At 70.0% G+C, this 21,440-nt stretch carries 20 protein-coding genes, 2 tRNA genes and 1 pseudogene; 11 read left to right on the forward strand and 12 right to left on the reverse strand.

Annotated features, from left to right (window positions below; all coding sequences use genetic code 11):
* Positions 1–89: 89 nt before the first annotated feature.
* A complete protein-coding gene (locus tag VH914_08090; protein HEX4491148.1) occupies positions 90–1,367 on the forward strand; it encodes a DUF222 domain-containing protein in 1,278 nt (425 codons plus the stop codon).
* 9 nt (positions 1,368–1,376) lie between these two features.
* Here the strand turns inward: VH914_08090 and VH914_08095 are convergent, their stop codons facing one another.
* From VH914_08095 to VH914_08105, 3 genes are read right to left on the reverse strand one after another with little or no spacing between them, the layout of a single operon-like run.
* A complete protein-coding gene (locus VH914_08095; protein ID HEX4491149.1) occupies positions 1,377–2,321 on the reverse strand; it encodes a diguanylate cyclase in 945 nt (314 codons plus the stop codon).
* Between the two features lie 2 nt (positions 2,322–2,323).
* A complete protein-coding gene (locus tag VH914_08100; protein ID HEX4491150.1) occupies positions 2,324–5,335 on the reverse strand; it encodes a response regulator in 3,012 nt (1,003 codons plus the stop codon).
* A complete protein-coding gene (locus VH914_08105) occupies positions 5,335–5,793 on the reverse strand; it encodes a hypothetical protein (protein HEX4491151.1) in 459 nt (152 codons plus the stop codon). The genes VH914_08100 and VH914_08105 overlap by 1 nt, the downstream gene beginning before the upstream one ends.
* Before the next feature lie 113 nt (positions 5,794–5,906).
* Between VH914_08105 and VH914_08110 the strand changes: the two genes are divergently transcribed.
* Genes VH914_08110 through VH914_08130 form a run of 5 tightly spaced genes read left to right on the forward strand, consistent with a single transcriptional unit; the run spans position 5,907 to position 10,548 of the window.
* Positions 5,907–7,322 (forward strand): hypothetical protein, encoded by a 1,416-nt coding sequence (locus VH914_08110; GenBank protein HEX4491152.1) that lies wholly within the window; start codon positions 5,907–5,909, stop codon positions 7,320–7,322.
* A gap of 6 nt (positions 7,323–7,328) precedes the next feature.
* Entirely contained in the window at positions 7,329–8,315 is a 987-nt protein-coding gene (locus VH914_08115; protein ID HEX4491153.1) for an ATP-binding cassette domain-containing protein, read from the forward strand.
* On the forward strand, positions 8,312–9,235 hold the full coding sequence (locus tag VH914_08120; GenBank protein HEX4491154.1) for an ABC transporter permease subunit: 924 nt from the start codon (positions 8,312–8,314) through the stop codon (positions 9,233–9,235). The genes VH914_08115 and VH914_08120 overlap by 4 nt, the downstream gene beginning before the upstream one ends.
* Positions 9,236–9,280: 45 nt before the next feature.
* The gene (locus VH914_08125) at positions 9,281–10,069 is read left to right on the forward strand and encodes a hypothetical protein (protein HEX4491155.1); all 789 of its coding nucleotides are present in this window, start codon (positions 9,281–9,283) and stop codon (positions 10,067–10,069) included.
* Positions 10,069–10,548, forward strand: coding sequence for a MarR family transcriptional regulator (locus tag VH914_08130; GenBank protein HEX4491156.1), 480 nt, complete (start codon positions 10,069–10,071; stop codon positions 10,546–10,548). Before VH914_08125 ends, VH914_08130 begins: the two co-directional genes overlap by 1 nt.
* A gap of 25 nt (positions 10,549–10,573) precedes the next feature.
* On the opposite strand, the gene VH914_08135 is transcribed toward VH914_08130, so the two are convergent.
* Positions 10,574–12,052 (reverse strand): NADH-ubiquinone oxidoreductase-F iron-sulfur binding region domain-containing protein, encoded by a 1,479-nt coding sequence (locus tag VH914_08135; GenBank protein ID HEX4491157.1) that lies wholly within the window; start codon positions 12,050–12,052, stop codon positions 10,574–10,576.
* Positions 12,053–13,108: 1,056 nt separating this feature from the next.
* Positions 13,109–13,669 (reverse strand): universal stress protein, encoded by a 561-nt coding sequence (locus tag VH914_08140; protein HEX4491158.1) that lies wholly within the window; start codon positions 13,667–13,669, stop codon positions 13,109–13,111.
* A 95-nt stretch (positions 13,670–13,764) separates the two neighbouring features.
* Here VH914_08140 and VH914_08145 point away from each other — a divergent pair, with 95 nt between their 5' ends.
* Positions 13,765–14,592: a Rieske 2Fe-2S domain-containing protein gene (locus VH914_08145; protein HEX4491159.1), complete on the forward strand. Its 828-nt coding sequence runs from the start codon at positions 13,765–13,767 to the stop codon at positions 14,590–14,592.
* 64 nt (positions 14,593–14,656) lie between these two features.
* On the opposite strand, the gene VH914_08150 is transcribed toward VH914_08145, so the two are convergent.
* From VH914_08150 to VH914_08165, 4 genes are all read right to left on the reverse strand, one after another.
* Positions 14,657–15,001, reverse strand: coding sequence for a hypothetical protein (locus VH914_08150; protein ID HEX4491160.1), 345 nt, complete (start codon positions 14,999–15,001; stop codon positions 14,657–14,659).
* 261 nt (positions 15,002–15,262) lie between these two features.
* A tRNA-Val gene (locus tag VH914_08155) sits at positions 15,263–15,334 on the reverse strand.
* A 46-nt stretch (positions 15,335–15,380) separates the two neighbouring features.
* A complete protein-coding gene (locus VH914_08160; protein ID HEX4491161.1) occupies positions 15,381–15,554 on the reverse strand; it encodes a hypothetical protein in 174 nt (57 codons plus the stop codon).
* Positions 15,555–15,563: 9 nt separating this feature from the next.
* The gene (locus tag VH914_08165; protein ID HEX4491162.1) at positions 15,564–16,103 is read right to left on the reverse strand and encodes a hypothetical protein; all 540 of its coding nucleotides are present in this window, start codon (positions 16,101–16,103) and stop codon (positions 15,564–15,566) included.
* Positions 16,104–16,351: 248 nt separating this feature from the next.
* Here VH914_08165 and VH914_08170 point away from each other — a divergent pair, with 248 nt between their 5' ends.
* The gene (locus VH914_08170) at positions 16,352–17,146 is read left to right on the forward strand and encodes an SDR family NAD(P)-dependent oxidoreductase (protein ID HEX4491163.1); all 795 of its coding nucleotides are present in this window, start codon (positions 16,352–16,354) and stop codon (positions 17,144–17,146) included.
* 82 nt (positions 17,147–17,228) lie between these two features.
* Positions 17,229–17,954, forward strand: a complete 726-nt coding sequence (locus tag VH914_08175; GenBank protein ID HEX4491164.1) for a hypothetical protein — start codon at positions 17,229–17,231, stop codon at positions 17,952–17,954.
* Between the two features lie 149 nt (positions 17,955–18,103).
* Here VH914_08175 and VH914_08180 read toward each other — a convergent pair whose 3' ends face one another.
* A complete protein-coding gene (locus tag VH914_08180; GenBank protein HEX4491165.1) occupies positions 18,104–19,324 on the reverse strand; it encodes a cytochrome P450 in 1,221 nt (406 codons plus the stop codon).
* 69 nt (positions 19,325–19,393) lie between these two features.
* Here VH914_08180 and VH914_08185 point away from each other — a divergent pair, with 69 nt between their 5' ends.
* Together VH914_08185 and VH914_08190 are read left to right on the forward strand one after the other, a co-directional pair.
* Complete coding sequence (locus VH914_08185) at positions 19,394–19,876, forward strand: glutathione peroxidase (GenBank protein HEX4491166.1); 483 nt, start codon at positions 19,394–19,396, stop codon at positions 19,874–19,876.
* A gap of 50 nt (positions 19,877–19,926) precedes the next feature.
* A tRNA-Gly gene (locus VH914_08190) sits at positions 19,927–20,002 on the forward strand.
* Between the two features lie 231 nt (positions 20,003–20,233).
* Here the strand turns inward: VH914_08190 and VH914_08195 are convergent.
* Both VH914_08195 and VH914_08200 read right to left on the reverse strand, forming a co-directional pair.
* Positions 20,234–20,971: pseudogene (locus tag VH914_08195) on the reverse strand (N-terminal phage integrase SAM-like domain-containing protein).
* Between the two features lie 198 nt (positions 20,972–21,169).
* Positions 21,170–21,379, reverse strand: coding sequence for a helix-turn-helix domain-containing protein (locus VH914_08200; GenBank protein HEX4491167.1), 210 nt, complete (start codon positions 21,377–21,379; stop codon positions 21,170–21,172).
* Positions 21,380–21,440: the final 61 nt, after the last annotated feature.

Below are 21,440 nucleotides of genomic sequence, written 5' to 3' on the forward strand. Positions count from 1 at the left end.
GCACCCACGTGCGGTGGTAGCGAGCATCGCGGCTGTTTTCATTGCGTTTTCAGCTGGTAATCGAACGTGTGTTCGTGTAGGCTGACGGCATGGTGTCGCGGGCGGTCGAACGGTTGCGGGAGGCGATCGACGAGCTCGCGGCGGAGGACGTCGACGGTCTGTCGCAGCGCGCGGTGCTGGCCGACTTGTGGCGCGAGCTGGCGCGGCTCGATGCGCAGTTCGCCCGGCGGCTGGCCGAGCTCGACGTCGCCGCGGAGTGGTCGGTCGACGGCGCCCGCTCCGCCGCCGGATGGCTCGCCGCGCACACGCGAGCGACCAGCGGTGAGGCACACCACCGCGTGAAGGTCGCGCGCCAGATCGCCGCGATGCCGATCGCACGCATGGCGTGGGAACGGGGCGCGATCGGGACCTCGCACGTCGCCGCGCTGACGAAGGTGCGCAGCGCGGCCGGCGCCGACGCGCCGTTCGCCGTCTTCGAGCCGCAACTCGTCGACGTGGCGTGCGCGGGCCGACCCGACGACGTCGCGAACGTCGGCAAACAGTGGCGCGACGCCCTCGACAACGACCTCGACCGCGACGGCGCGAACGATTGCGACGTCGACCACGATCGACGCGCCGTCCGCTTCTCTCGCACGGTCGGCGGCGTCGGGGTCCTCGACGGAACCTTCGACACGGAAGACGCGGAGATCATCGAAAAAGCTCTGAAACGCAGCTATGTCCGCGCGCACGCCGCCGGCGATCCCCGGACGCCGGCGCAGCAGCGGTCCGACGCGATGGCCGAGATCTTCCGCCACTACCTCGACGACCAGCCGCGGGGCACGAACCGGCCGCACGTGATCTACGTCGTCGGCGTCGACACGCTCAGCGGCGAGGCGGTCGGACTCTGCGGCACGCTCGACGGCAACCGAGTCTCGCCGGAGACGCTTCTCCGGATCGCGTGCGACTCGATCTCGGAGATCCTCGTGGTCGACGCCAAGGGTGTGCCGCTCGCCATGGGTCGCACGACGCGCACGTTCACGCCCAGCCAGTACCGGTCGATCATGGCGCGCGACGGCGGCTGCCGTTTCCCCGAATGCGCTGCCCGCCCCGACGACTGCGAAGCCCACCACGCGCGCTTCTTCGAGCACGGCGGGGCGACCGATGTCGACAACGGGTTCGCGGCGTGCAAAGGCCGCGGCCACCATCGGCTGATCCACGAAGGCGGCTGGACGGTGACCGGCGACCCGAACGGCGAGCTCTCGTTCTACGACCCCGACGGTCGGCTCCGCGGCACGACGACACCGCGCACGCATCCCCCGCCGATCCTCACGCAGGCAGGACGGGATCGCGAACGAACCCGTGAGCGCGTCCGACAGCTCGTCGCGTGAACGACTGATCTAGATGTCGCGCACGAACACCGACGCGGTGTCGACGCCCGGCGCGACCACGCGGTTCCGACCGTGCTGCTTCGCGGCGTACAGCGCGACGTCGGCGGCCTCGAGCACCTGTGGCACCGTCTCGTCGAGCGTCGGGTGCCACGACGCGATCCCGATGCTGATCGTCACGATGCCCGGCGGGCGCCGGCCCGCGTGCGGGATCGCGAGCGCCTCGATCGCGGCGCGCAGCCGCTCCATGCCGACGAGCGCGCCCTCGGGCGTGTCCTCCGGCAGCAACACGAGGAACTCCTCGCCGCCGTAGCGGTACGCGCCGTCGCCGGCGCGGCTGTGCTGCGCGATCGTGTGGCCGACCGCGCGCAGCACCTCGTCGCCACGAAGATGACCGTACGTGTCGTTGTACGCCTTGAACCCGTCGAGGTCGCAGAGCGCGACGGTGAACGGCCGCTGCGAACGGCGCGCCCGCTCGTGCACCGCGACGAGGTCCTCGTGCAACCGCAACCGGTTGCTGAGCTGGGTGAGCGGATCGGTGCGCGCGAGGTTGGCGAGGGAGAGCTTCGCGGTCGAGAGCTCGTGATGCAGCTCGGTGACGCGCTGCGCGGCGATGAGCCGCGTCTCGAGCGCGAACGGATCCACCGGCTTCACGAGGTAGTCGTCCGCACCCGCCTGCATGCCCTTGATGACATCGGCGGCACCGCTGAGCGACGTCGTCATGAGGATGTACGTGTACGAGTCGCTCGCCGACGCGCGCACGCGGCGGCAGAGCTCGGGTCCGTCGAGTCCCGGCATCATCCAGTCGGTGATGAGCACGTCGAAGTCGCCGGCCTGGAGCATTCCCCAGGCGGTCACGCCGTCGGGCGCGACCTCGCACTCGTGGCCGAGGCGCTCGATCGCGCGCCGGACGAGGATGCGGCTCGTCGTCTCGTCGTCGGCAACGAGGACCTTCATCGTCACGCCTGCACGAAGACCGCGTCGAGTGCCGAGCACACGCGGGTGTGCTCGGAACGGATGGAGTCCAGCACCTCGGGCGCCATGCCCAGCGCGGACGCGCGGGCCAAGGCCTCGAGCTCACCGCAGAGATCGGCGAGGGTCGTGGCACCCAGGTTCGCGCTCGCGCCGCGCAGCGTGTGCACCGCGCGCTCGATGACCTCGGAGTCGCCGTGGCGGAGTGCGGTGGTGACCGCGACGATCTGACGGGTCGAGTCGCCGACGAACTCCGACACGACCGCGCTGATGAGCGAGCCGTCGCCGCCGTCGAGCTCACGCAGCATCGCGAGGCGAGCCGGGTCGAGCGGGAAATCGGCTTCGGGCGGTTCGACTTCGGCGTCCGCCGGCGCGTCGCCGGGTTCGGCGATCCAGCGCGCGAGCACCGCGTCCACCGCGGACGCGCGCACGGGCTTCGTGACGTAGTCGTCCATGCCGGCGGCGAGGCAACGCTCGCGGTCGCCGTCCATCGCGGCCGCCGTCATCGCGACGACCGTGAGGTGTTCGCGACCACCGCGGTCGAGCTCGCGGCGGCGCAGCTGGCGCGTCGCCTCGTAGCCGTCCATCTCCGGCATCTGGCAGTCCATGAGCACCGCGTCGTACACGTTCGCATCGATCTGCGCGAGCGCGACGTGACCGTTCTCGGCGACGTCGACGGAGTAGCCGATCTTCTCGAGGATCTTCGTCGCGACGAGCTGGTTCATCGCGTTGTCCTCGACGAGCAGGATGTGACCGCTGCGCCGCACCGCGTCGGGGCGCGACCGGGTCGTCGTGGGTGCGGGGCCGCCGCTGAAGTCGGTCGTGCCCTCGAGCCCGGCGACGAGGCAGTCGAACAGCTCCGACTGGCGCACCGGCTTGGCGAGCGCGCCGCTCAGACGGAACTCGCTCGCCACCTGCGCGCTCACCTTGCCCGACGAGCTCAGCAGGAACAGCTTCGCCTCGGCGAGGTCGGTGTCGTTGTTGATGAGGCGCGCGAGCTCGAGGCCGTCCATCTCCGGCATGTTGAGGTCGAGCACCACGATGTCGTACCGACGACCACCGACGTGCTCCGTCTTCATGCGCGCGAGCGCAGCGGGCGCGCTCGGCTCCTCGTCGGAATCCATGCCCCACGACGCGAGCTGCTGGTGCAGGATCAAACGGTTGGTCGCGTTGTCGTCGACGACGAGCACGCGCAGCGAGCTGAGGTCGCGGATCTGCGGATCCGTCGACAGCTCGACCGCGTCCTGCTTCTCGAGCGGCAGCTCGAACCAGAACGTGCTGCCGCGGTCGACCTCGCTGTCGAGACCGAGGTGCCCGCCCATGAGCTCGACGAGCTGACGCACGATCGCGAGGCCGAGTCCGGTTCCACCGAAGCGACGCGTCGTCGACGAGTCGGCCTGCGAGAACGCGTCGAACATGCGCAGTTGGTCCTCGGGTGCGATGCCGAGGCCGGTGTCGGACACCTCGAAGCGCACGACCGCGGTCTGCGGGTCGTCGCGCACGAGCGACGCCGCGAGCACGACCTCGCCCTCCGCTGTGAACTTCACCGCGTTCGACATGAGGTTGACGAGCACCTGCCGCAGCCGGGTCGGGTCGCCGCGCAACGCGGTGGGCAGGCCGACGTGGCGGTGCACGAGCAGTTCGAGGTCGCGCGACTGCGCGGTCTCGGCGAAGAGTCCGACGACGTCCTCGAGCAGCATCCCGAGGTCGAGGTCGACGGCCTCCACCTCGAGCTTGCCCGCCTCGACCTTCGAGAAGTCGAGGATGTCGTTGATGATGCCGAGCAGGCCGTCGGCCGCGGTCCCCACCCCACCGGCGTAACGACGCTGCTCCGAGGTCAACGGCGTGTCGAGGAGGAGCTCGGTCAGCCCGATCACCGCGTTCATCGGCGTGCGGATCTCGTGGCTCATCGACGCGAGGAACTGCGACTTCATGCGCGACGCGTCGAGTGCGGAGTCGCGCGCGGCTGCAAGCTCCGCTTCGACGCGGTCGCGCTCGGTCACGTCGCGCGAGTTCACGACGAAGCCGCCGACGGTCGCGTCGTGCACGAGGTTGAGGACGGTGCCCTCCATCGTCACCCACGTTCCGTCACGGTGACGCAAACGGAACTTGACCGCCGCGGTCTCGTCGGGACGGTCGAAGATGTCGGCGAACGCCTGGATGACACGCGTCTTGTCGTTCGGGTGCAGCAGATCGGTGAGCTTCGTGCCGAGCACATCGGCGGGCTCGTAGCCGACGACACGCGTCGACGACGGGCTCTGGTACAGCGCGATCGAGTGGTCGTCGACGACCGTGATGAGGTCGAGCGAGTTGTGCACGAGCGAGCGGAAGCGCGCCGACTGCTTGCGCGCCGACAGCCACAACAGCAGGCCCATGCCGACCGCGGCGAGCGCGCCGAGCAGACCGAGCGCGAGCTCGATCGTGACGAGCCGGCTCAGCCGTTCGTGCGCGACGAGTGCCTCCTCGCCGGCGACGTCGCCGGTGACGCTCGAGAGCTGCGCGCCGGTGACGCGCATGAGGAAGAGCGTCGGCTGGTACGACGGGCTGTTGTGACCGATCGTGAGCAGCGTCGTGCCCTGGTCGACCAGCTGATGGATGAGGTCCTGCTCGTGCGCGAGCTTCACCCGGATCGCCGGGCTCGCGGGTGGCGGCACGGGCACGAGGTCGTCGAGGCCGCCCTGCGGCGACGGCACGTCGCCGCCGTGGAGGAGCGAGTTCGCGGTCAGCTTGAGCGCCTCCGCGTCCTCGCTCGGATCCGCGGCCTGACCGTCGAGCTTGAGGGTGACGTCCTTGATGTAGCTCTCGACGAACGCGCGCTGGCGCGAGGTCACGTCGACGATGAGCGGCGTGCCGCGCTCGTGCGACAGCGCGAGCGCGTTGTACCCGACCATCGACGAGATCACGATCACGAACGCGGTGATGATCACGACGATGCGGCTCTGGCGCGCAACCGTTCGCACGATCCGCCCGAAGCGCGTGCGCGCGGCGTCGATCTCCACTACTGCACCTGCACGATCGCGTACATGCCCCCGAGGTAGTGACCTTCGAGGTTGCAGTACAGGACGTAGTGACCAGGCGAGAGCCGCAGTGTGAGCTCGCGGGTCGTGTCCATGCGGATGTCGTCGAGGCCGCCGATGTTCGTCAGCCGCTTCGAGTCCTCGTTCACCGAGAGCCCGTCGCCACGTAGCGGCAGCGCGTCGGCTGCGATGTCGGTGCGGTCGACGTTGAGCTCGTGCGTCGACGGACCGGTGTTGTGGATCCGGAACGTGACGAGACCCGCGGGAACGAGCACCCGCGTCGTCGTCAGCTTGAAGTCCCACTCGTGGACGGCGACGAGCGTGCCCCGAGGCGCGGCGTCACCACGTGTGCAGCCCGCCGCGGCCAGGGCCGCGAGCAAACCGACGACCAGCGCCGACGCCGCGCGGCGCCGACGGTTTCCCCGCCCTGCTTGTTCCACCTCGTCCGAATCGGCAGGGGCCCGTATCCGCTTGAGGTATCGGCGAAACGGCGACACCCGTCCGAAAGCGCCGGTCCACGGGTCCTGCCGAGGTGCGCCCGTAGTGTGCGGGCATGCGGCAAGGGGACGGGGCGCCCGGGCGGCGGTTCGGCCTCTGCCTGGCCGCGATCGTGCTCCTGGCGCTCGGTATACGCGTCGGCTACGTCGTCGCCGCCAAGCGCGGCCCGTGCCCGGCCGTCTACGCCGGGGTCGTGCAGGCCGAGGTGCCGAGCGAGTGCCTCGGCGGCCCCGGCTTCCTGAACGACCAGTACTGGTACAGCACGACCGCCGACCTCGTGTCGCACGGGCACTTCTTCGAGTCGGGCCCGCCCGACCACACGAAGCTCGCCGACCACCCGCCGCTACAGGTGTTCGTGCTCGCGGCGACGTCGTTCGCGTTCGAGCATCTCCCCTTGTCGACGTTGAGCGCGTCACCGCGCACGATCCTCGGCGCCCACCTCGAGACGCACGTGCGCGAGCAACGAGGCGCGGTCGTGATCATCGGCACGCTCGTCGTACTGCTCGTCGGTCTATTCGGACGGCGCGTCGGCGGCGACCGCGTCGGTCTGCTCGCCGCGCTCATCGCAGCGCTCTATCCGGCGATGTGGGTACCCGACGGACTGCTGTTCGCAGAGCCGCTCGCGCGCCTGTGCTTACTCGGCGCGTTGTTGCTCGCGTGGCGATGTCGCACGCGCGCGCGACCGACGACGTTGCTCGCGCTCGGCATCCTCTGCGGACTCACCGCGCTCGCGCGCCAAGAGCTCGTCCTGCTCCTGCCGTTGCTCGCGATTCCGGTCGCGTGGACGCGGCGCGACCGCGGCGCGAGAGCCGTCGCCGGCGCACTCGCGCTGATCGTCACGGGGGGCGCGCTCGTCGTCGGGCCATGGGCGGTGTTCAACCTGACGCGCTTCCACGACCCGGTGATCATCTCGACCAACTCGGGCACCACGCTCGCGGGCGCGAACTGCGACCCCGGCTACTACGGGCCGACGATCGGGCTGTGGACCTCGGCACCCTGTCTCGACACGCAGGCGGCCCAGGCGAAGCTCGGCGACGAGAGCGAAGTCGAGCACGCGTACCGCACTCGCGCGTTCCACTACATCGAGCAGCACGAACGGCGCGTGCCGCTCGTGCTCGCGGCCCGCATCGGGCGGACGTGGGATCTCTACCGTCCCGCCGACATGGTCAGCTACAGCGAGGGCGAGAATCGCGAGCGCGCGGTGTCGTGGGCGACGCTCGCGACGTTCTATCCGATCGCGCTCGTCGCGCTCGCGGGTGTCGTCGTCCTCTGGCGGCGGCGCGACCGGTTCACCTTGTGGCTTCTCCTCGTCCCGTGCCTGCTCGCGAGCGCGACGTCGGTCCTCGCGAGCGGATCGGTGCGCAACCGCGCGATCGCGGAGCCCGCGCTCGTGCTGCTCGCCGCGGTCGCGGTGAGCGCGCTCGTCGACGCCGCGCGAGCACGACGAGTCCCTGACATCGCCTCAGGGTGATCCCCGATGGTCGGGCGCGCCGCGTCGCCCGACAATGCGGACCATGCGAACGACACGGCACGAGTGGTGAGCGCGGTGGGCGCGGTCATCGAAGTGGAGGGGCTCGCCAAGACGTACCGGCGGCGGAGCGGACGCTTCCGCGCGCTCGACGGCGTCGACCTCTCGGTTCCGGCGGGCGGTGTCTACGGGTTCCTCGGGCCCAACGGCGCGGGCAAGACGACGACGATCCGGTGTCTGCTCGGGCTGTCCCGGCCGACCGCCGGAAGCTGCCGGCTCCTCGGCGCGGACGCGCCGCGCGCGCTGCCGACCGTGATCGCCCGCGTCGGCTCGCTCGTCGAGACACCCGGTTTGAACTCGGGCCTCACCGGCCGGCAGGCGCTCACTGTGCTCGCGACGAGCGCAGGACTCGGACGGACGCAGGTCGACCATGCGCTCGAGCGCGTCGGTCTTGCTACCCGCGCCGACGATCTCGCGCGCGGTTACTCGCTCGGTATGCGCCAGCGCCTCGGGCTCGCGATCGCGTTGCTGAAGGATCCCGAGGTGCTGATCCTCGACGAGCCCGCGAACGGCCTCGACCCGGCGGGCATTCGCGAGATCCGTGAGCTCGTGCGCGACCTGCGCACCGAAGGCCGCACCGTGTTCCTATCGAGCCACTTGCTCGGCGAGATCGAGCAGGTGTGCGACCGGGTCGCGATCCTCGCGGCCGGCCGGACCGTGATCGAAGGTCCGATCGACGAGGTATTGGCGGCCGCGCGACCCAAGTCGATGTGGGTGAAGGTACGCGATCTCGACGGCGGCACCCGCTCGCTCGCCGCCGCGGGGCTCGCCGCGCGCGTCGACGACGGCTACGTGCGCGTCGACGTCGAACCCGACCAAGGCGAGACCGTGGCGCGCGTGCTCGTCGCCGACGGCCTGTACCCGAGCGAGCTGCGGCCCGTCGAGGCCACCTTGGAAGACGCCTTCTTCGCGCTCACGGGCGAGGCCCGGTCATGACCCGTCTGTTGCGCGCCGAGCTGCGTCGCATGTTCGCGCGGCGACTCGTGCGCGCGACGCTCGCGCTCTGCATCGTCGGCATCGTCGTCGGCGGCGTGATCGCGTTCACGACGAGCCACTCGATTCCGAGCTCGACCTACGCGCATCGCTTGCACGCGGCAACGCTGGCGCGTCACGCGCAGAACGAGCACGCGCGCGAATGCCTCGCCGCGCACGGCGTGTCGGCCAAGGGCGAGATCCCCGACCCGGTCGCGCGCGTGTGTCTCCCCGATCGTCCGATCACGGTGCACGACCCGCGCTTCGACGCGTACCGGATGAAGGGCATCCTCCAGGGATCGGCGGGCGTGCTCGCGATCCTCGGTTGGGCGCTCGGCGCGTCGCTCGTCGGAGCCGAGTTCGCGTCGCGCAGCATGACGACGATGCTCACGTGGGAGACCCGCCGGCTGCGGCTCCTGAGCGCCAAGGCCCTCACCCTGCTCGGCAGCATCTTGGTGCTCGGGCTCGGGCTGCTCTCACTCGTCGGGCTCGCGATGGTGCCCGCGATCGTCGCCCACGGCGCGCCGGCCCACGCAGGCGACCCGACGTTCGCGACCTACGCCGGCATCGTGTGGCGCGGCGCGCTGCTGTCGACGATGGCCGCGGGGATGGGCTTCGCGATCGCGGCGCTCGGTCGCAATACCGCGGCCGCGCTCGGCGTCGGGTTCGCGTACATCATCGTGCTCGAGAACATCGTCGGGAGCTCGCTGCGCAGCTGGCGACGGTGGCTGCTGCTCGGCAACGCGATCGTGATGGTGTCGGGGCAGAACGGCGGCGACATCCCGGGCCGGTCGGTCATCGGCGCGGGCGTCTTCCTCGGCGCGGTCGCGCTCACCCTGTTGCTCGGCGCGGCGACCGCGTTCCGGCTGCGCGACCTGGCTTGACGGATCCTCACGTGGTTCTCACGGCGGGTCTGATGAGGTCCCGCCATGCGAACCGACACGGCCGGCCGCGCGTGGGTGACGACCCGCGGCGCGCGGCGCGTCCCCGAGGTCGCGGTCACGTTCTGGATCGTGAAGGGACTGTCGACCGCGATGGGCGAGTCGACCTCCGACTACCTCGTGCACGTGATGGCACCCGAGCTCGCGGTGGCGCTCGGCTTCTGCGGCTTCGTCGCCGCGCTGGTGTTGCAGTTCCGAGCCGGTCGCTACGTCGCTTGGACCTACTGGTTCGCGGTCGTGATGGTCGGCGTCTTCGGGACGATGGCGGCCGACGTCGTGCACGTACGCCTCGGCGTGCCGTACACCGCGTCGACGATCTTCTACGCCGCCGTGCTCGCGCTCGTGTTCATCGCCTGGTACCGCACCGAGCACACGCTGTCGATCCACGAGATCGACACCCCGCGTCGCGAGGCGTTCTATTGGGCGACGGTCGCCGCGACGTTCGCGATGGGCACCGCGCTCGGCGACTTCACCGCGTACACGCTGAAGCTCGGCTACTTCCCGTCGGCGATCTTGTTCGCCGCGGTGATCGCGGCCGTCGCACTCGGCTACCGGTTGCGGCGCGGGAACGCGGTCCTCACGTTCTGGATCGCGTACGTCATGACGCGCCCGCTCGGCGCCTCAATCGCCGACGGCCTCGCGAAGTCGCATCACGACAGCGGACTCGGGATGGGCGACGGGGTCGTCGTCCTCGTCTTCGGCGCGCTCATCGTCGCCATGGTCACGTACCTCGCGATCACGAAACGGGACGTGCAGCGGCGAGTGGATGCCGGCTGATGGCACCCCACACGAGCGAAGTCGTATCGATCGAGTCGGCGACCGACGCGATCCTTCTGGCTTCGCTTTCGCTCGTCGGCGTCGCGGTGCGTTCTCTCGAACCCGTCTCGATCACGTTGCAGCAGTACCGGACCCTCGTCCTGCTCTCGGAGCATGGTGAGCAGAACGTCGGAGGGCTCGCCGAGCTGCTCGCGATCCACCCCTCCGGCGCGACGCGACTCTGCGACCGCCTCCTCGCTTCGGGCCATATCGAGCGCGCGACATCGCGTGAGAGCCGGCGCGAGGTCACGGTCCTCCTGAGCGCGCGTGGCCGTGCTCTCGTACGGAAGGTGACGCTCGACCGCGGGGAGGAGGTACGCGCGATCGTTGCCGCAGTCACGCCGGCTCGTCGCGCCGAGATGATCGCCGGTTTCTCGGCGTTCGCCGACGCGTTCGGCGAGCAGCCCGACGAGGCCTGGAAACTCGGCTGGACGACCTGAAGCACCGGCGCTCGGGTGCGCTGCGCTAGAGGTCGGAGCCACCCCCGGTTCGATGTTCTCCAAGGCGCGCGGCCGGCGTCTTGCCCGACCACTGCTCGCTGAACGTCCAGTCCGGTTGCTTCGAGATCTGGGAGGAATCGATGGTCGCCCGGCCGTCGACGATGTCGACCAGCTCGGCGATCGGTTCGGGCTCCCGCGCCGGCGCGGCGCCGCTCAGGTGCGCGCGCACGGTGTCCGGGTAGGCGTCGAGCAGGCTTCCGACCGCGGTGCGCTGCTGCGAAGCGAGCGAGCACCGGGCGCCGTCGTCGACGCTGCCCAGCACGGTCCGGAGCACACCGTGATCGCTCGCGCTCGCGGCTGACCGAGCGAGTTGCGCGAGGAGTGTCGCGACGCGGAGACCTCCGAATTTGCAGGGCGTGCACTGTCCGCACGACTCGACGGCCAGGAAGCGCGATACGCCCGCAGCCACCGCGACCGGGTCGGCGGTGTCGTCGAAGACCATGAAGCCCGCCGAGCCGACGCCACTGCCGCGGCGCGCGAGATCCTCGTAGGTCACGGGCGTGTCGAGTCCGGAGGGGAGGATCGCTCCGTTCGCGACCCCGGGGAGGACGAAGGCGACCCGACGACCCGGACGAACGCCGCCACCGACGAGGTCGATGATCTCTCGCAGCGGTGTGCCGAAGCTCACCTCGCCGACCGCGGCCCGACGCGTCGCGCCGGTGATCGTGCAGACGATCGTGCCGGGGGAGGCTTCGGTGCCGAGCGTCCGGTACCACGCGGCTCCTCTGGCGACGATGCGCGGCACGTTCGCGAGCGTCTCGACGTTGTCGACGAGCGTCGGCGGTGCCGCAAGCTCCGCAGCCGGGCCCGCCATGGCGACGCGGGCCGAAAGGCCGCTCGCCGACGTGAGCGCGGCGCGAGCGGTCACGAGCTCGCGCACCCCGCGCCGGTACGGCGGCGCGATTCGCGGAAACGGGTAGCGACCGTCGAGCGTCTCGAGAAGCGCCGTCTCCTCTCCGTACAGGTACTCCCGAGGCCCCTCGAACACGTCGATCGTCACGCCGTCGCACCAACCTGCCGAGTCGAGCTCGGCGATCGCGCCGCGCACGCGCGCGATCTCGGTGGTGAACGCGTGCTTCGTTGCGACGATCACCTGGTCGGCGCCGATCGCGCGGGCCGCGATCAAGGCTCCCTCGAGCACCTGGTACGGATTGTTGCGCAGGATCGTGCGGTCCTTGAACGTGCCCGGCTCACCCTCGGCCGCATTGACGACGACCGAGGCCGGCACCAGATGCGATCGATTGGCGCGCACCGTGCGCCATTTGCGCCCGGTCGGGAACCCGGCCCCGCCGCGCCCGCGCAAACCTGATTCGGCAACCTCGTCGATGATGGCGTCGGCGTCGCGTCGCCTCGCCGCACGCAGGCCTTCGCCGCCGCGGATCCGCAGGTACTGATCGAACGACGTGACCGGCACCGGGTGGAGAACGCGATGGACCAGGCTCACGAACGAACACCCCGTCGTCGACACGACATCTGTCGCAGCGTGCAGATCATGCGGACGCACCTTTCCCGATCATCGTGGACCAATACGTGGCTTCCACCAATGTTTGCTACTCTACACATGACATGAAGTCAGCCACGTATTGCAGCCGAGTTCCGAGCGTTACGCCTTGAACCCCGCGTCGCTCGGCCTGTCACCGCTGGCGCGCCGCGCGCTCGTCTCCGTCGTGGTCGACGGGCCCCAGCCCATCGACCGACTCGCGGAACGCCTCGGGGCCCCGTTGGCGAGCGTCGGAGCGGCCGCGCGTGCGCTGGTCGTGCGGGGCGCGGCCGTCCGAGTACCGCGCGGGAGCGGGCTACCAATGCTCGTCGCGTCGACCGGAGGGTCGGCGATCGTGCACGACGGCCTGACGCGCGAGCGAGATGCGCAGGGGCCGTGAGAACGCTCGTCGTCGGCGCCGGAATCGCCGGCCCGACCGTTGCCGCTCGGCTGCTCCGAGCCGGTCGTTCCGATTCGTTCGATGCCGTACTCGCGTGCGACGGCGTCGCGCCTCCGGGACGCGCGACGACATCTTCGGTACGCCTCATCGGTACGACTCGGATTGGGAGCTGTGGACGTGGTGGGCGCCGGCCGACCTGTTCGAACCGACGACGGATCCACGAATGGTGAAGTGCACGGTGCTTCGCCGGCGTTTATCCGTCTCCCGAGCGGGCGACGTGCGTCGGCGGCGGACCGCGCGCGCTCACCAGGACGACACGCGCGCGCGAGTTCCTCTCGGAGCACGCTCCCAGTCTCTCGGAACGGGTTCCCTCCCTCGGCGAGGCGCTCGTCGACTCGGACGGCGCGTTCCGATGGCTCGCGCGCTACGAACGCCGGTGTCGCCGGATGGCCGAGCAAAGTCAGACCGCGTCGCGCCGTCGTGCGCGTGTGATGTTCCTTCGGTACGCGCTCCTCGACCGGCCGCGGCGCGCGATCGCGCGGCGGTACCCGGCCGCGCGGCTGCTCCGGCAGATCGTCGAGGCGAACCGCCCGCCACTCTGATTGCGTTGGATTGCGCCGCTAGCTGTAGTGAGAGTCGCTGTGGCCGGCTGCCGCGCCGAGAACGGCAGGCGCGACGACCTCGACGGGCACCGCGGTGAGGTGCTCGAGCCGGCGGGCCACGCCACCGCCGACGAGATGGTGTTTGCGCTCGTGCGTCTCGCCGCCGATCACGATGAGGTCGGCGCCGTACCTCGCCGCGATGTGCGCGAGCTGGTGCGCGGGCTCACCGAGCTGTACGACGGCCCGCGCGTCGATGCCGCGGCTGCACAGCGGTGCGGCGACTCTGCGCTCGAGCCGCCGGCGCCGCGCTTGGAGGTAGGGCCTCGAGTCGATCATCAGGCTCGCGAGCGCCCACACCTCGCTGCGATGGACGGCGTGGAGCACGAGCACCGACGCGTGCCGTTCGAGTGCGAGCTGCGCGGTCCGGTCGACCAACGCACCGACGCGGTCGTCGTCGTCGGCCCCGAGCACCAGCGTCATGCTCGTGCCCCACGCATGCGCCTTCTCGGGATCGGTGACGGCAGCACGCGGCGGTACGGCCATGTCTGCGGGCGCGAATGGCTCCGGTCCGACGGTCATGTGTGTGATCCCCTCGTTCGCGGCTGCGCCATATAGCTGTAGTATAGCAATCATTGTTGTACGACAGTGAATGACGGAAACGGAGGACCTCACCCATGTCTCTCCTCGACGTCGCAGCGCTCACGGTCCTGGCGGTCGCCGCGCTCGTGACCATTCACTTCCTCTTACGCGCCGGTGCCTCACGGCGGTCGGTCACGCGGACGATGCGACGATCCGCACCCGACCGACCCGGCGCGTCGGTCGAGCAAGCGGCCCGATCGGTCGACCGTGCCGGCGGCCCGACCGCCGCGGGCGAGCTCGCCCTGCTGCGGGATGCGCCCTTGACGAGCCGGCACGTGCCGGACGACGAAGCGTTGGGGATCACGCGCCGCGAGTTCTTCAACCGCGGACTGCTCGGAACCGTCGCGATCGCGCTCGCGGGTGGAGTGAGCACCGTGATCGCGTATCTCTGGCCCTCGAGCGGCGGCGGCTTCGGCGGCACAATCCCGGCCGGGAATCTCGACACCATGCTGTCGTTCATCGACACGAACAAGCAGCCGTTCTACGTGCCCGAGGCGCGCACGTACATCGTGCGCTACCCCGCCGCCGACCTCCCGGCGGCTCGGAAGTCGAACGCGTATCCCGACTTCATCCTCGCCGGCATGCAGCAAGGCATCGTGGCGCTCTACCAGCGCTGCACGCACCTCGGCTGCCGCGTGCCGTGGTGTCCGAGCTCGCAGTGGTTCGAGTGCCCGTGCCACGGATCGAAGTACAACCGAGTCGGCGAGAAGCGCGATGGTCCCGCGCCGCGCGGCCTCGACCGCTTCCAAGCCCTGATCCACGCGGGCAACGTCACGGTCAACACCGGCTTGCTCGCCGTCGGGCCGCCGATCGGAACGAACACGACCGGTCAGGTCGCGGACGGCCCGCACTGCGTCGGCTGATCTCCGCAGGATCCTCGTCTCGACCTCGCCAAGAACCGAGTCGGCGAGGTCGGGTCATCACCGGCTACCGCCGCGCGAGGGTCGTCAGGGGCGTCCCGCGAGCGAAGAGCTCCAGCGAGAGCTGCGCGACGGACTCGCCACCACTCTCGTCCGCCTCCGGGCCGCGTGCCGTCGTCACCAGGAGGTGATAGCCGCCGCGCTGCCAGGCGCCCTGGTACGCGGAGGTGCCAACGGATTGGACGCGAACGACGAGCTTCCACTGCGCGCGCTGGAGCACATGCTCGTAGCTCTGGATGGCGAGCCACGGCGTTTCCATCGGGACCGTGAAGGTGCGCGTCGTCACGCCGCCCCGAGACGACACCGATCCGACGGCCCGCATCCGGAGGAGACGCGGGAGGTCGTCGAACATCGCGGCGGTGGATCGCGACGTGTGCGGCGCCGGTTGGTCGGACCGGGCCGACGCGCCCGAGCTCGTGCTGCGGCATCCGGAGGAGAGAGCCACGACGGCGGTGAGCGCGAGCACTGGGAGAAGAACGTGGGCACGTGAGCTGATGAAGCCCGGTCTACCCAAGAAGGCGACCGGCCGTGGACTCTTCGCGCCCGCGACGCCACGCGCCGCGGACGCGAATCAGCCGGGGTGCTGCACCCCGGCTGACCTGCTGTTATCCGGTGGGCCGTGCAAGATTTGAACTTGCGACCCCTTCCGTGTCAAGGAAGTGCTCTCCCCCTGAGCTAACGGCCCGAGCGGAGCGAGGAGCGTACCAAAGGGGTTCGCGACGACCGGCGTCCTACGACGACGCGCCGTCGCTCGCGACCGTGTCGAAGCGATCGATCGCGGCGATCGGGATCCGGTGCCTCGTGCCCGGGAAGTTGCCGACGACGGCGTGATCGCCGTCGATCTCGCACTGGCGCAATGCCCGTCGTGGCGGCCGGACGATCGACGCGTACGGCAGCGCTGACATCGCGCGTCCTCAGGCGTTGCTCGTGCCGCTCGGCAACGTCGTCGCCGGTCCGCCCGTGTCCTTCTGCGGCATGCGCTGCGCGAGCAAGGTCCAGCCGAGCAGCTGCACCGAACGGTGATCGTTCAGGTTCGCGTGCAGTTGGATGCCGATGTCGTAGGTGCCGGACGCGAGCGGTCCGAGCGCGCGCTCGACCTGGAACGGGATCGGCGGCGCGACGTTGTTCGGCCACGCGGGGAGCGACGCCGGCGGCATCGCGATGCCGTCGATCGTGACGTCGATCGCGACGGGGAACGACGCGCCGTTCGGGAACGAGACCGCGCCCGAGAAACGGACATCGAACAGATCGCGACGGCCGCGCGGGACGGTCAGCCGGAAGGTCGCCTTGTCGACCGCGACCGGAGTCGAGACGTCGATGGGCGGTTGCTGGTCGGACCGGACCACGACGACGGAGGCCAGGCTGCCGTCGGCCGAGCCCGTCGCGGCGGCGCCGGTTTTCATGACCGCGCCGGCGACGAAGCCCCCGAGCGCGCAGAAGGCGATCAAGGCCACCAGGCCAACGAACAACCGCCGCATCCCGCTCTCCCGCCCCTGCTCCCACCACGCACAGTAGCCAAACACCGCCCAATCGCGCCACTAGGAGCGCGAAAACTGCGGCCGATCTGATCGATCCAGGTGACGCGGCGCGTCACTTTTCTCGATCAGATGCCCCCGGCCACCTCGCGATCCGCATGGTGGCGCGGGGTCGGGGATTCGGCGGCGCGCCGTAGCATCCGGGCGCTCGCGAACGAGGGGGACGCATGGGGTTGCTCGACGGACACCGGGCGGTCGTGACGGGCGGCGCGTCCGGCATCGGCGCGCAGACCGCGCGCCGCATGACCGAGGAAGGCGCACGCGTCGCGCTCCTCGACATCAACGGCGACGGAGCCGAGACGCTCGCGAAGGAGCTCGACGGCCTCGCCTACCAGGTCGACGTCACCGACTTCCACGCCGTGCAGGCCGCGGTCGACGACGCGCACGCGCAGCTCGACGGGCTGTCGCTCCTCTTCAACAACGCGGGCGGCAGCAACATCATGAACATCCACCAGTGGGACGTCGACGAGTGGAAGCGCATCGTCGACCTCAACCTCAACGGGGTCTTCCACGGCTTCAAGGCCGCGGTGCCGCACATCCTCGCCGGCGGTGGCGGCGCGATCGTCAGCACTGCGTCGATCTCGGGCACGCGACCGTCGGCCGGCGAAGCGCCCTACTCCGCGGCGAAGGCCGCGGTCGTCGCGCTCACCGCGAACGCGGCGCTCGAGTACGCGCCGACGATCCGCGCGAACTCGGTGTCGCCCGGCATGATCCACACGCCGCTGACCGAGTTGCTCCTCGTCGAGCAGGGTCTCGGCGAACGGGAGCGCATGATCGACAAGACGCCGCTCGCCCGCGTCGGCGCGCCGGACGACATCGCCGGCGTCGTCGTGTTCCTCTGCTCCGATCTCGCCAAGTTCGTCACCGGCCAGAACATCGTGATCGACGGCGGGATGACCCTCCACGGCGCGGGCATGGACGGCGTCCTCGGCCGGGCCCGCGACAAGTTCGGCCTGCAGTAGCCGACGCTTGGCGGGGGCCTCACAGTCTCCTGACAAACCGGGGCGACACTCGACTCATCCCCCAGAGCAAAGGCGTCCCCGAATGATCAAGAAGGTTCTTGCCACGTTCGTCACCGCCGCGGTGGTCGGAGCGGGCGGACTCGCGGTGGCCTCGGCGGCGACGCCGGGCCCGTCGAGCTCGGCCCCGACCACCGCCGCGACCGCGGCCGGCCACCCCAAGGCGCGACTCGGGCTCCGCAAGCTCGGCTTCGAGACCGCGGCGAAGACGATCGGCCTCTCCCCCGCCGATCTGCTGAAGGCGATGAAGGGCGGCCACACGATCGCCGCCGTCGCGGCCGACCACCACGTCGCCGAGTCGACCGTCGTCAGCGCGGTCGAGACCGCGCTCGACCACGCGGTCCAGCAGGCCGAGGCGAACGGCAAGATCACGGGTGCGCAGGAAACCAAGATCGAGCAGGGCATCGCGAAGCGCGTGCCGAAGCTCGTCGAGGCGAAGCCGGGCGCGCTCATCCGGCACCGTGTGGTGCGCGGCGCGGTCGACGTGTCGGCGAAGACGATCGGAGTCACGACGGACAGCCTGCGCCAGTCGCTCGCGAGTGGTCAGAGCGTGGCCGACGTCGCGAACGCGCACCATGTGCAGCCGCAGACGGTCGTCGACGCGCTCGTGAAGGCGGGCGACACGCGCGTCGACGCGCTCACGTCGCACCACCGCATCTCCTCGGCTCGCGCCGCGAAGCTGAAGGCTCGCCTGCCGCAGCTCGCGCAGCGCTTCGTGAACCGCACGCGCGGTTCCGAGCAGTCGTCGTAGCCGGCGCTGGTTCCCGCAAGGTCGGGCGGGTCGCTTCGCGGCCCGCCCGACTCGCGCGCGGAGGCGTCAGGAGCGGCGAGCGCAGCGAGCGCGACCAGAGAACGCAGGTCTCGCCGTTTCTCGCGCGCGGTTCTCGCGTGCGGGCGGGTTCAGACCGACGGCGTGAAGACCACCGGCACCGCGTCGTACGCTCGCGAGAACGCGGCGGGCACGATGCGCGGCTGCGCGCCGGGCGCGAGCTGCATGTCGGGCAGTCGCCGCAGCAACTCCTCGAACATCACGCGGATCTCGAGGCGCGCGAGCGACGCACCGAGACAGAAGTGCGTGCCGAACCCGAACGCGACATGCAGGTTGTGGTCGCGCATGACGTCGAAGCGGTCGGGCTCAGTGAAGACGCGCTCGTCGCGGTTCGCCGACGCGTACATCAGCAACAGCTCGTCGCCGGCCTTGATCTCGGCGCCGTGCAGCTCGTGATCCTCCGTCGCGGTGCGCGCCATGTTCAGCAGCGGCGACACCCAGCGGATGATCTCCTCGACGCCGGTGGTCGCGAGGATCGACGGGTCGTCGCGCAGCTTCGCGTGCTGGTCGGGATGCTCGCTGAGCGCGACACACGTGGTGCCGATCACCGATCGCGTCGTCTCGGCACCACCGTCGAGCACGAGCAGCGCCTCGCTCACGAGCTCGTCGTCGGTCATGCGCCGGCGCGTGCCGTCGGGCCAGTCGAGCTCCTCGTGCGCCCACACCGAGATGAGGTCGTCGCGCGGCTCGTGTCGGCGCGCCTGCACGAGCGCCATCGTCTCGACCGCGAACTCGAGCACCGCCTCGATCGTGCGCCCGGTCGTCTCCGGTGGCGAGCCGTCGACGGGATACTGCCCGCCGTCGTGCATCGTGAACTCCGACCACTCCCGACACTTGTCCCAGAGCTCGGGCGGAAAGCCGAGCTTCCGCCCGATCACCGACGCGGGAAACGGCGCCGCGAGGTCGCGCACGACATCGCACTCGCCGCGCGGCGCGACGCGATCGACGAGGTGGGTGGCGACCGCGCGCACGTCGCTCTCGTTCTGCTTCACCGCGCGCGGCGTGAAGCGGCGCGCGACGAGGCGACGGCGAGCTTGGTGGACGGGATCGTCGCTGTCGATCATCGACTGCTGCGGATCGACCTTCGGTCGGGAGCCGCGCGCGGAGCTGTAGCGCGCGGGGTGCTTCTCGATCTCGACGATGTCGTCGTACCGACTGATGCCCCAGATCCCGTTCGCTTCGTCGCGGTACACGGGATGCTCGTCGCGCAACCACCGGTACACCGACCACGGATCGCCCGCGTAGAACGCGCCGTCGAGAAGGTTGACGCGACGCAGCTCGGTCTGGGTCACGGTGGGCAAGAGTACGGTGTGCCCCCGCCGCGTTCGACTGCCGCGGCCCGCCGCCCCGATGGAGGATTCATGTCCGTCTACGAGACTTCGATCGCCACGCTCGACGGCAAGCCCGGACTCCTCGAGGGCGAGGACGGCAAGGTCACGCTGATGGTGAACGTCGCGTCGAAGTGCGGGCTCACGCCGCAGTACACCGGGCTCGAGCACCTGCAGGAGAAGTACGCGGAACGCGGCTTCGACGTCGTCGGCTTCCCGTGCAACCAGTTCGGCGAGCAGGAGCCGGGTTCGGCCGAGGAGATCGCGACGTTCTGCAGCACGACCTACGGCGTCACGTTCCCGATGTCGGAGAAGATCGAGGTGAACGGCGACGGCCGCCACCCGCTGTACCAGCAGCTCACGCCGGTCGCCGACGGCGAGGGCCACACCGGCGACATCCGCTGGAACTTCGAGAAGTTCCTCGTCGGCAGGGACGGCAACGTGATCTCGCGCTTCAGCCCGATGGTCGACCCCGAGGCGCCCGAGGTCGTCGAGGCGATCGAAAAGGCCCTCTGACCTCGACCGGTACCCCGGTGACGAGCCGCCTTGCTATCGTCGCCGGTCACGCGGACGTGGCTCAGCTGGTAGAGCATCACCTTGCCAAGGTGAGGGTCGCGGGTTCGAATCCCGTCGTCCGCTCCAAGAAGTTCCTGGTCAGAGTCCCTCTTCGGAGGGATTCTGACGTTTCCGGTGCGTCGTCCGCGTCCGAAGTCCGCGAAAAGTCCGCGAGATTCTGAGCGAAGGTCGCGTCGAGACGGTCGCGAAGCCGCTCACGCGCCTCGTCGTAGAGGTGCCCGTACCGATCCGACGTCGTCCGTATCGACGCGTGGCCAAGGTGCTCCTTCACCTCCTGGAGATGCGCCCCCGACGCGATCAGCAGCGCGGCACAGGTATGTCGGAGGTCGTGGAAACGAAGTCCGTCGACGAGCTCGGCACTCGCGACTGCCGGGTCATAGTGGCGTCGCATGAAGTTCCGATGCCGCACGGGCCCGCCATCACGTGACGAAAAGACGTACCCGCTCGACGCGTACTTCGGCAGGTGATCGGCCAGCATGGCAGCGAGGAAGCGAGGGACGACGACCGTACGGACCCTGCCCGTCTTTGTCGGCCCTTCGACGATCCGTCCGCCGACCTCGGCGAGTGAGCCGCGTACCTCGAGGCGGCCCCGGAGGAGATCGAGGCTGTCGACCCGCAGATAACCGAGCTCTCGGCGCGAAGCCCGCAGTAGGCGGCGGTGAAGATGAGCGCGCGGTACCTCGAGTCGATGCAGCGCGCGAGGCGTTCGACCTCGGCGGCAGCGAGGAAGTGCATCTCGTCGGCCGCCGCGGACCTCGGGAGCTCGATGCCGATGATCGGGCTGCGCGCGATCAGACGGTCGATCTCGGCGCTCCGGAAGATCTGAGCGAGGACCTGGAGCACCTTGCGTGCCGTGTCGGGCGCCATGCCGGCATCGAGCATTGAGGCGACCCACTTCCGCACGTCGATCGGGCGAATCGAGGCGAGCTGGTGCTCGCCGAATACCGGCTCAATGTGGTTGCGCCACCGGCCTTCGATGTTCACGTAGGTGCGTGGCGCGACGGTCGCACGCTTCACCGACAGCCAAGCTGTCGCGTACTCGCCGAAGTTGGAGCGACCCGACCGTGGATCGACCCACTCTCCCCTGTCGAGCGTCGTCTCCTGATCTCGGAGCCATCGCTCCGCGTCGACCTTCCGTGAGAAGGTTCGCGTTCGCTCTCGGCCATCGAGCGCGCGGTACGCCGCTTGCCAGCGAACGCCTCGCGAATTCTCTTTCCGATTGAGCGCCGCCGCTCACCCTTCGTGTGCGCGCTGGGCGACGTCGAGCCTCACAGGCTCGCTCACCCAGGCTTCGACATCGGCTTGGCGATAGCGGACGTGCCTTCCGATCCGCGCCGCCGGCGGGCCGTCGCCCGTCACGCGCCAGTTGCGCAACGTCCCGACCGGAACGCGAAGGTACCGCGACACGTCTTGAACCGTCATCAGTTCCGCTTCGAACTTCATGCTCGTGCAGCGAGGCCGCAGCGTGACGCGGTCGGGTGGCGGTTCGAGTTGGCGTCGTCGT

The organism is Acidimicrobiia bacterium (genome assembly GCA_036271555.1).
GTDB lineage: Bacteria > Actinomycetota > Acidimicrobiia > IMCC26256 > PALSA-610 > DATBAK01.

What these genes read in the sequence shown, in the direction of transcription:
- VH914_08120 (HEX4491154.1), top strand. Translation starts at nt 8,312, where the DNA reads ATGACCCGTCTGTTGCGCGCCGAGCTGCGTCGCATGTTCGCGCGGCGA.
- VH914_08125 (HEX4491155.1), top strand. Translation starts at nt 9,281, where the DNA reads ATGCGAACCGACACGGCCGGCCGCGCGTGGGTGACGACCCGCGGCGCG.
- VH914_08175 (HEX4491164.1), top strand. Translation starts at nt 17,229, where the DNA reads ATGATCAAGAAGGTTCTTGCCACGTTCGTCACCGCCGCGGTGGTCGGA.
- VH914_08145 (HEX4491159.1), top strand. Translation starts at nt 13,765, where the DNA reads ATGTCTCTCCTCGACGTCGCAGCGCTCACGGTCCTGGCGGTCGCCGCG.
- VH914_08110 (HEX4491152.1), top strand. Translation starts at nt 5,907, where the DNA reads ATGCGGCAAGGGGACGGGGCGCCCGGGCGGCGGTTCGGCCTCTGCCTG.
- VH914_08170 (HEX4491163.1), top strand. Translation starts at nt 16,352, where the DNA reads ATGGGGTTGCTCGACGGACACCGGGCGGTCGTGACGGGCGGCGCGTCC.
- VH914_08095 (HEX4491149.1), bottom strand. Translation starts at nt 2,321, where the DNA reads ATGAAGGTCCTCGTTGCCGACGACGAGACGACGAGCCGCATCCTCGTC.
- VH914_08150 (HEX4491160.1), bottom strand. Translation starts at nt 15,001, where the DNA reads ATGTTCGACGACCTCCCGCGTCTCCTCCGGATGCGGGCCGTCGGATCG.
- VH914_08130 (HEX4491156.1), top strand. Translation starts at nt 10,069, where the DNA reads ATGGCACCCCACACGAGCGAAGTCGTATCGATCGAGTCGGCGACCGAC.
- VH914_08200 (HEX4491167.1), bottom strand. Translation starts at nt 21,379, where the DNA reads ATGAAGTTCGAAGCGGAACTGATGACGGTTCAAGACGTGTCGCGGTAC.
- VH914_08160 (HEX4491161.1), bottom strand. Translation starts at nt 15,554, where the DNA reads ATGTCAGCGCTGCCGTACGCGTCGATCGTCCGGCCGCCACGACGGGCA.
- VH914_08115 (HEX4491153.1), top strand. Translation starts at nt 7,329, where the DNA reads ATGGTCGGGCGCGCCGCGTCGCCCGACAATGCGGACCATGCGAACGAC.
- VH914_08185 (HEX4491166.1), top strand. Translation starts at nt 19,394, where the DNA reads ATGTCCGTCTACGAGACTTCGATCGCCACGCTCGACGGCAAGCCCGGA.
- VH914_08090 (HEX4491148.1), top strand. Translation starts at nt 90, where the DNA reads ATGGTGTCGCGGGCGGTCGAACGGTTGCGGGAGGCGATCGACGAGCTC.
- VH914_08140 (HEX4491158.1), bottom strand. Translation starts at nt 13,669, where the DNA reads ATGACCGTCGGACCGGAGCCATTCGCGCCCGCAGACATGGCCGTACCG.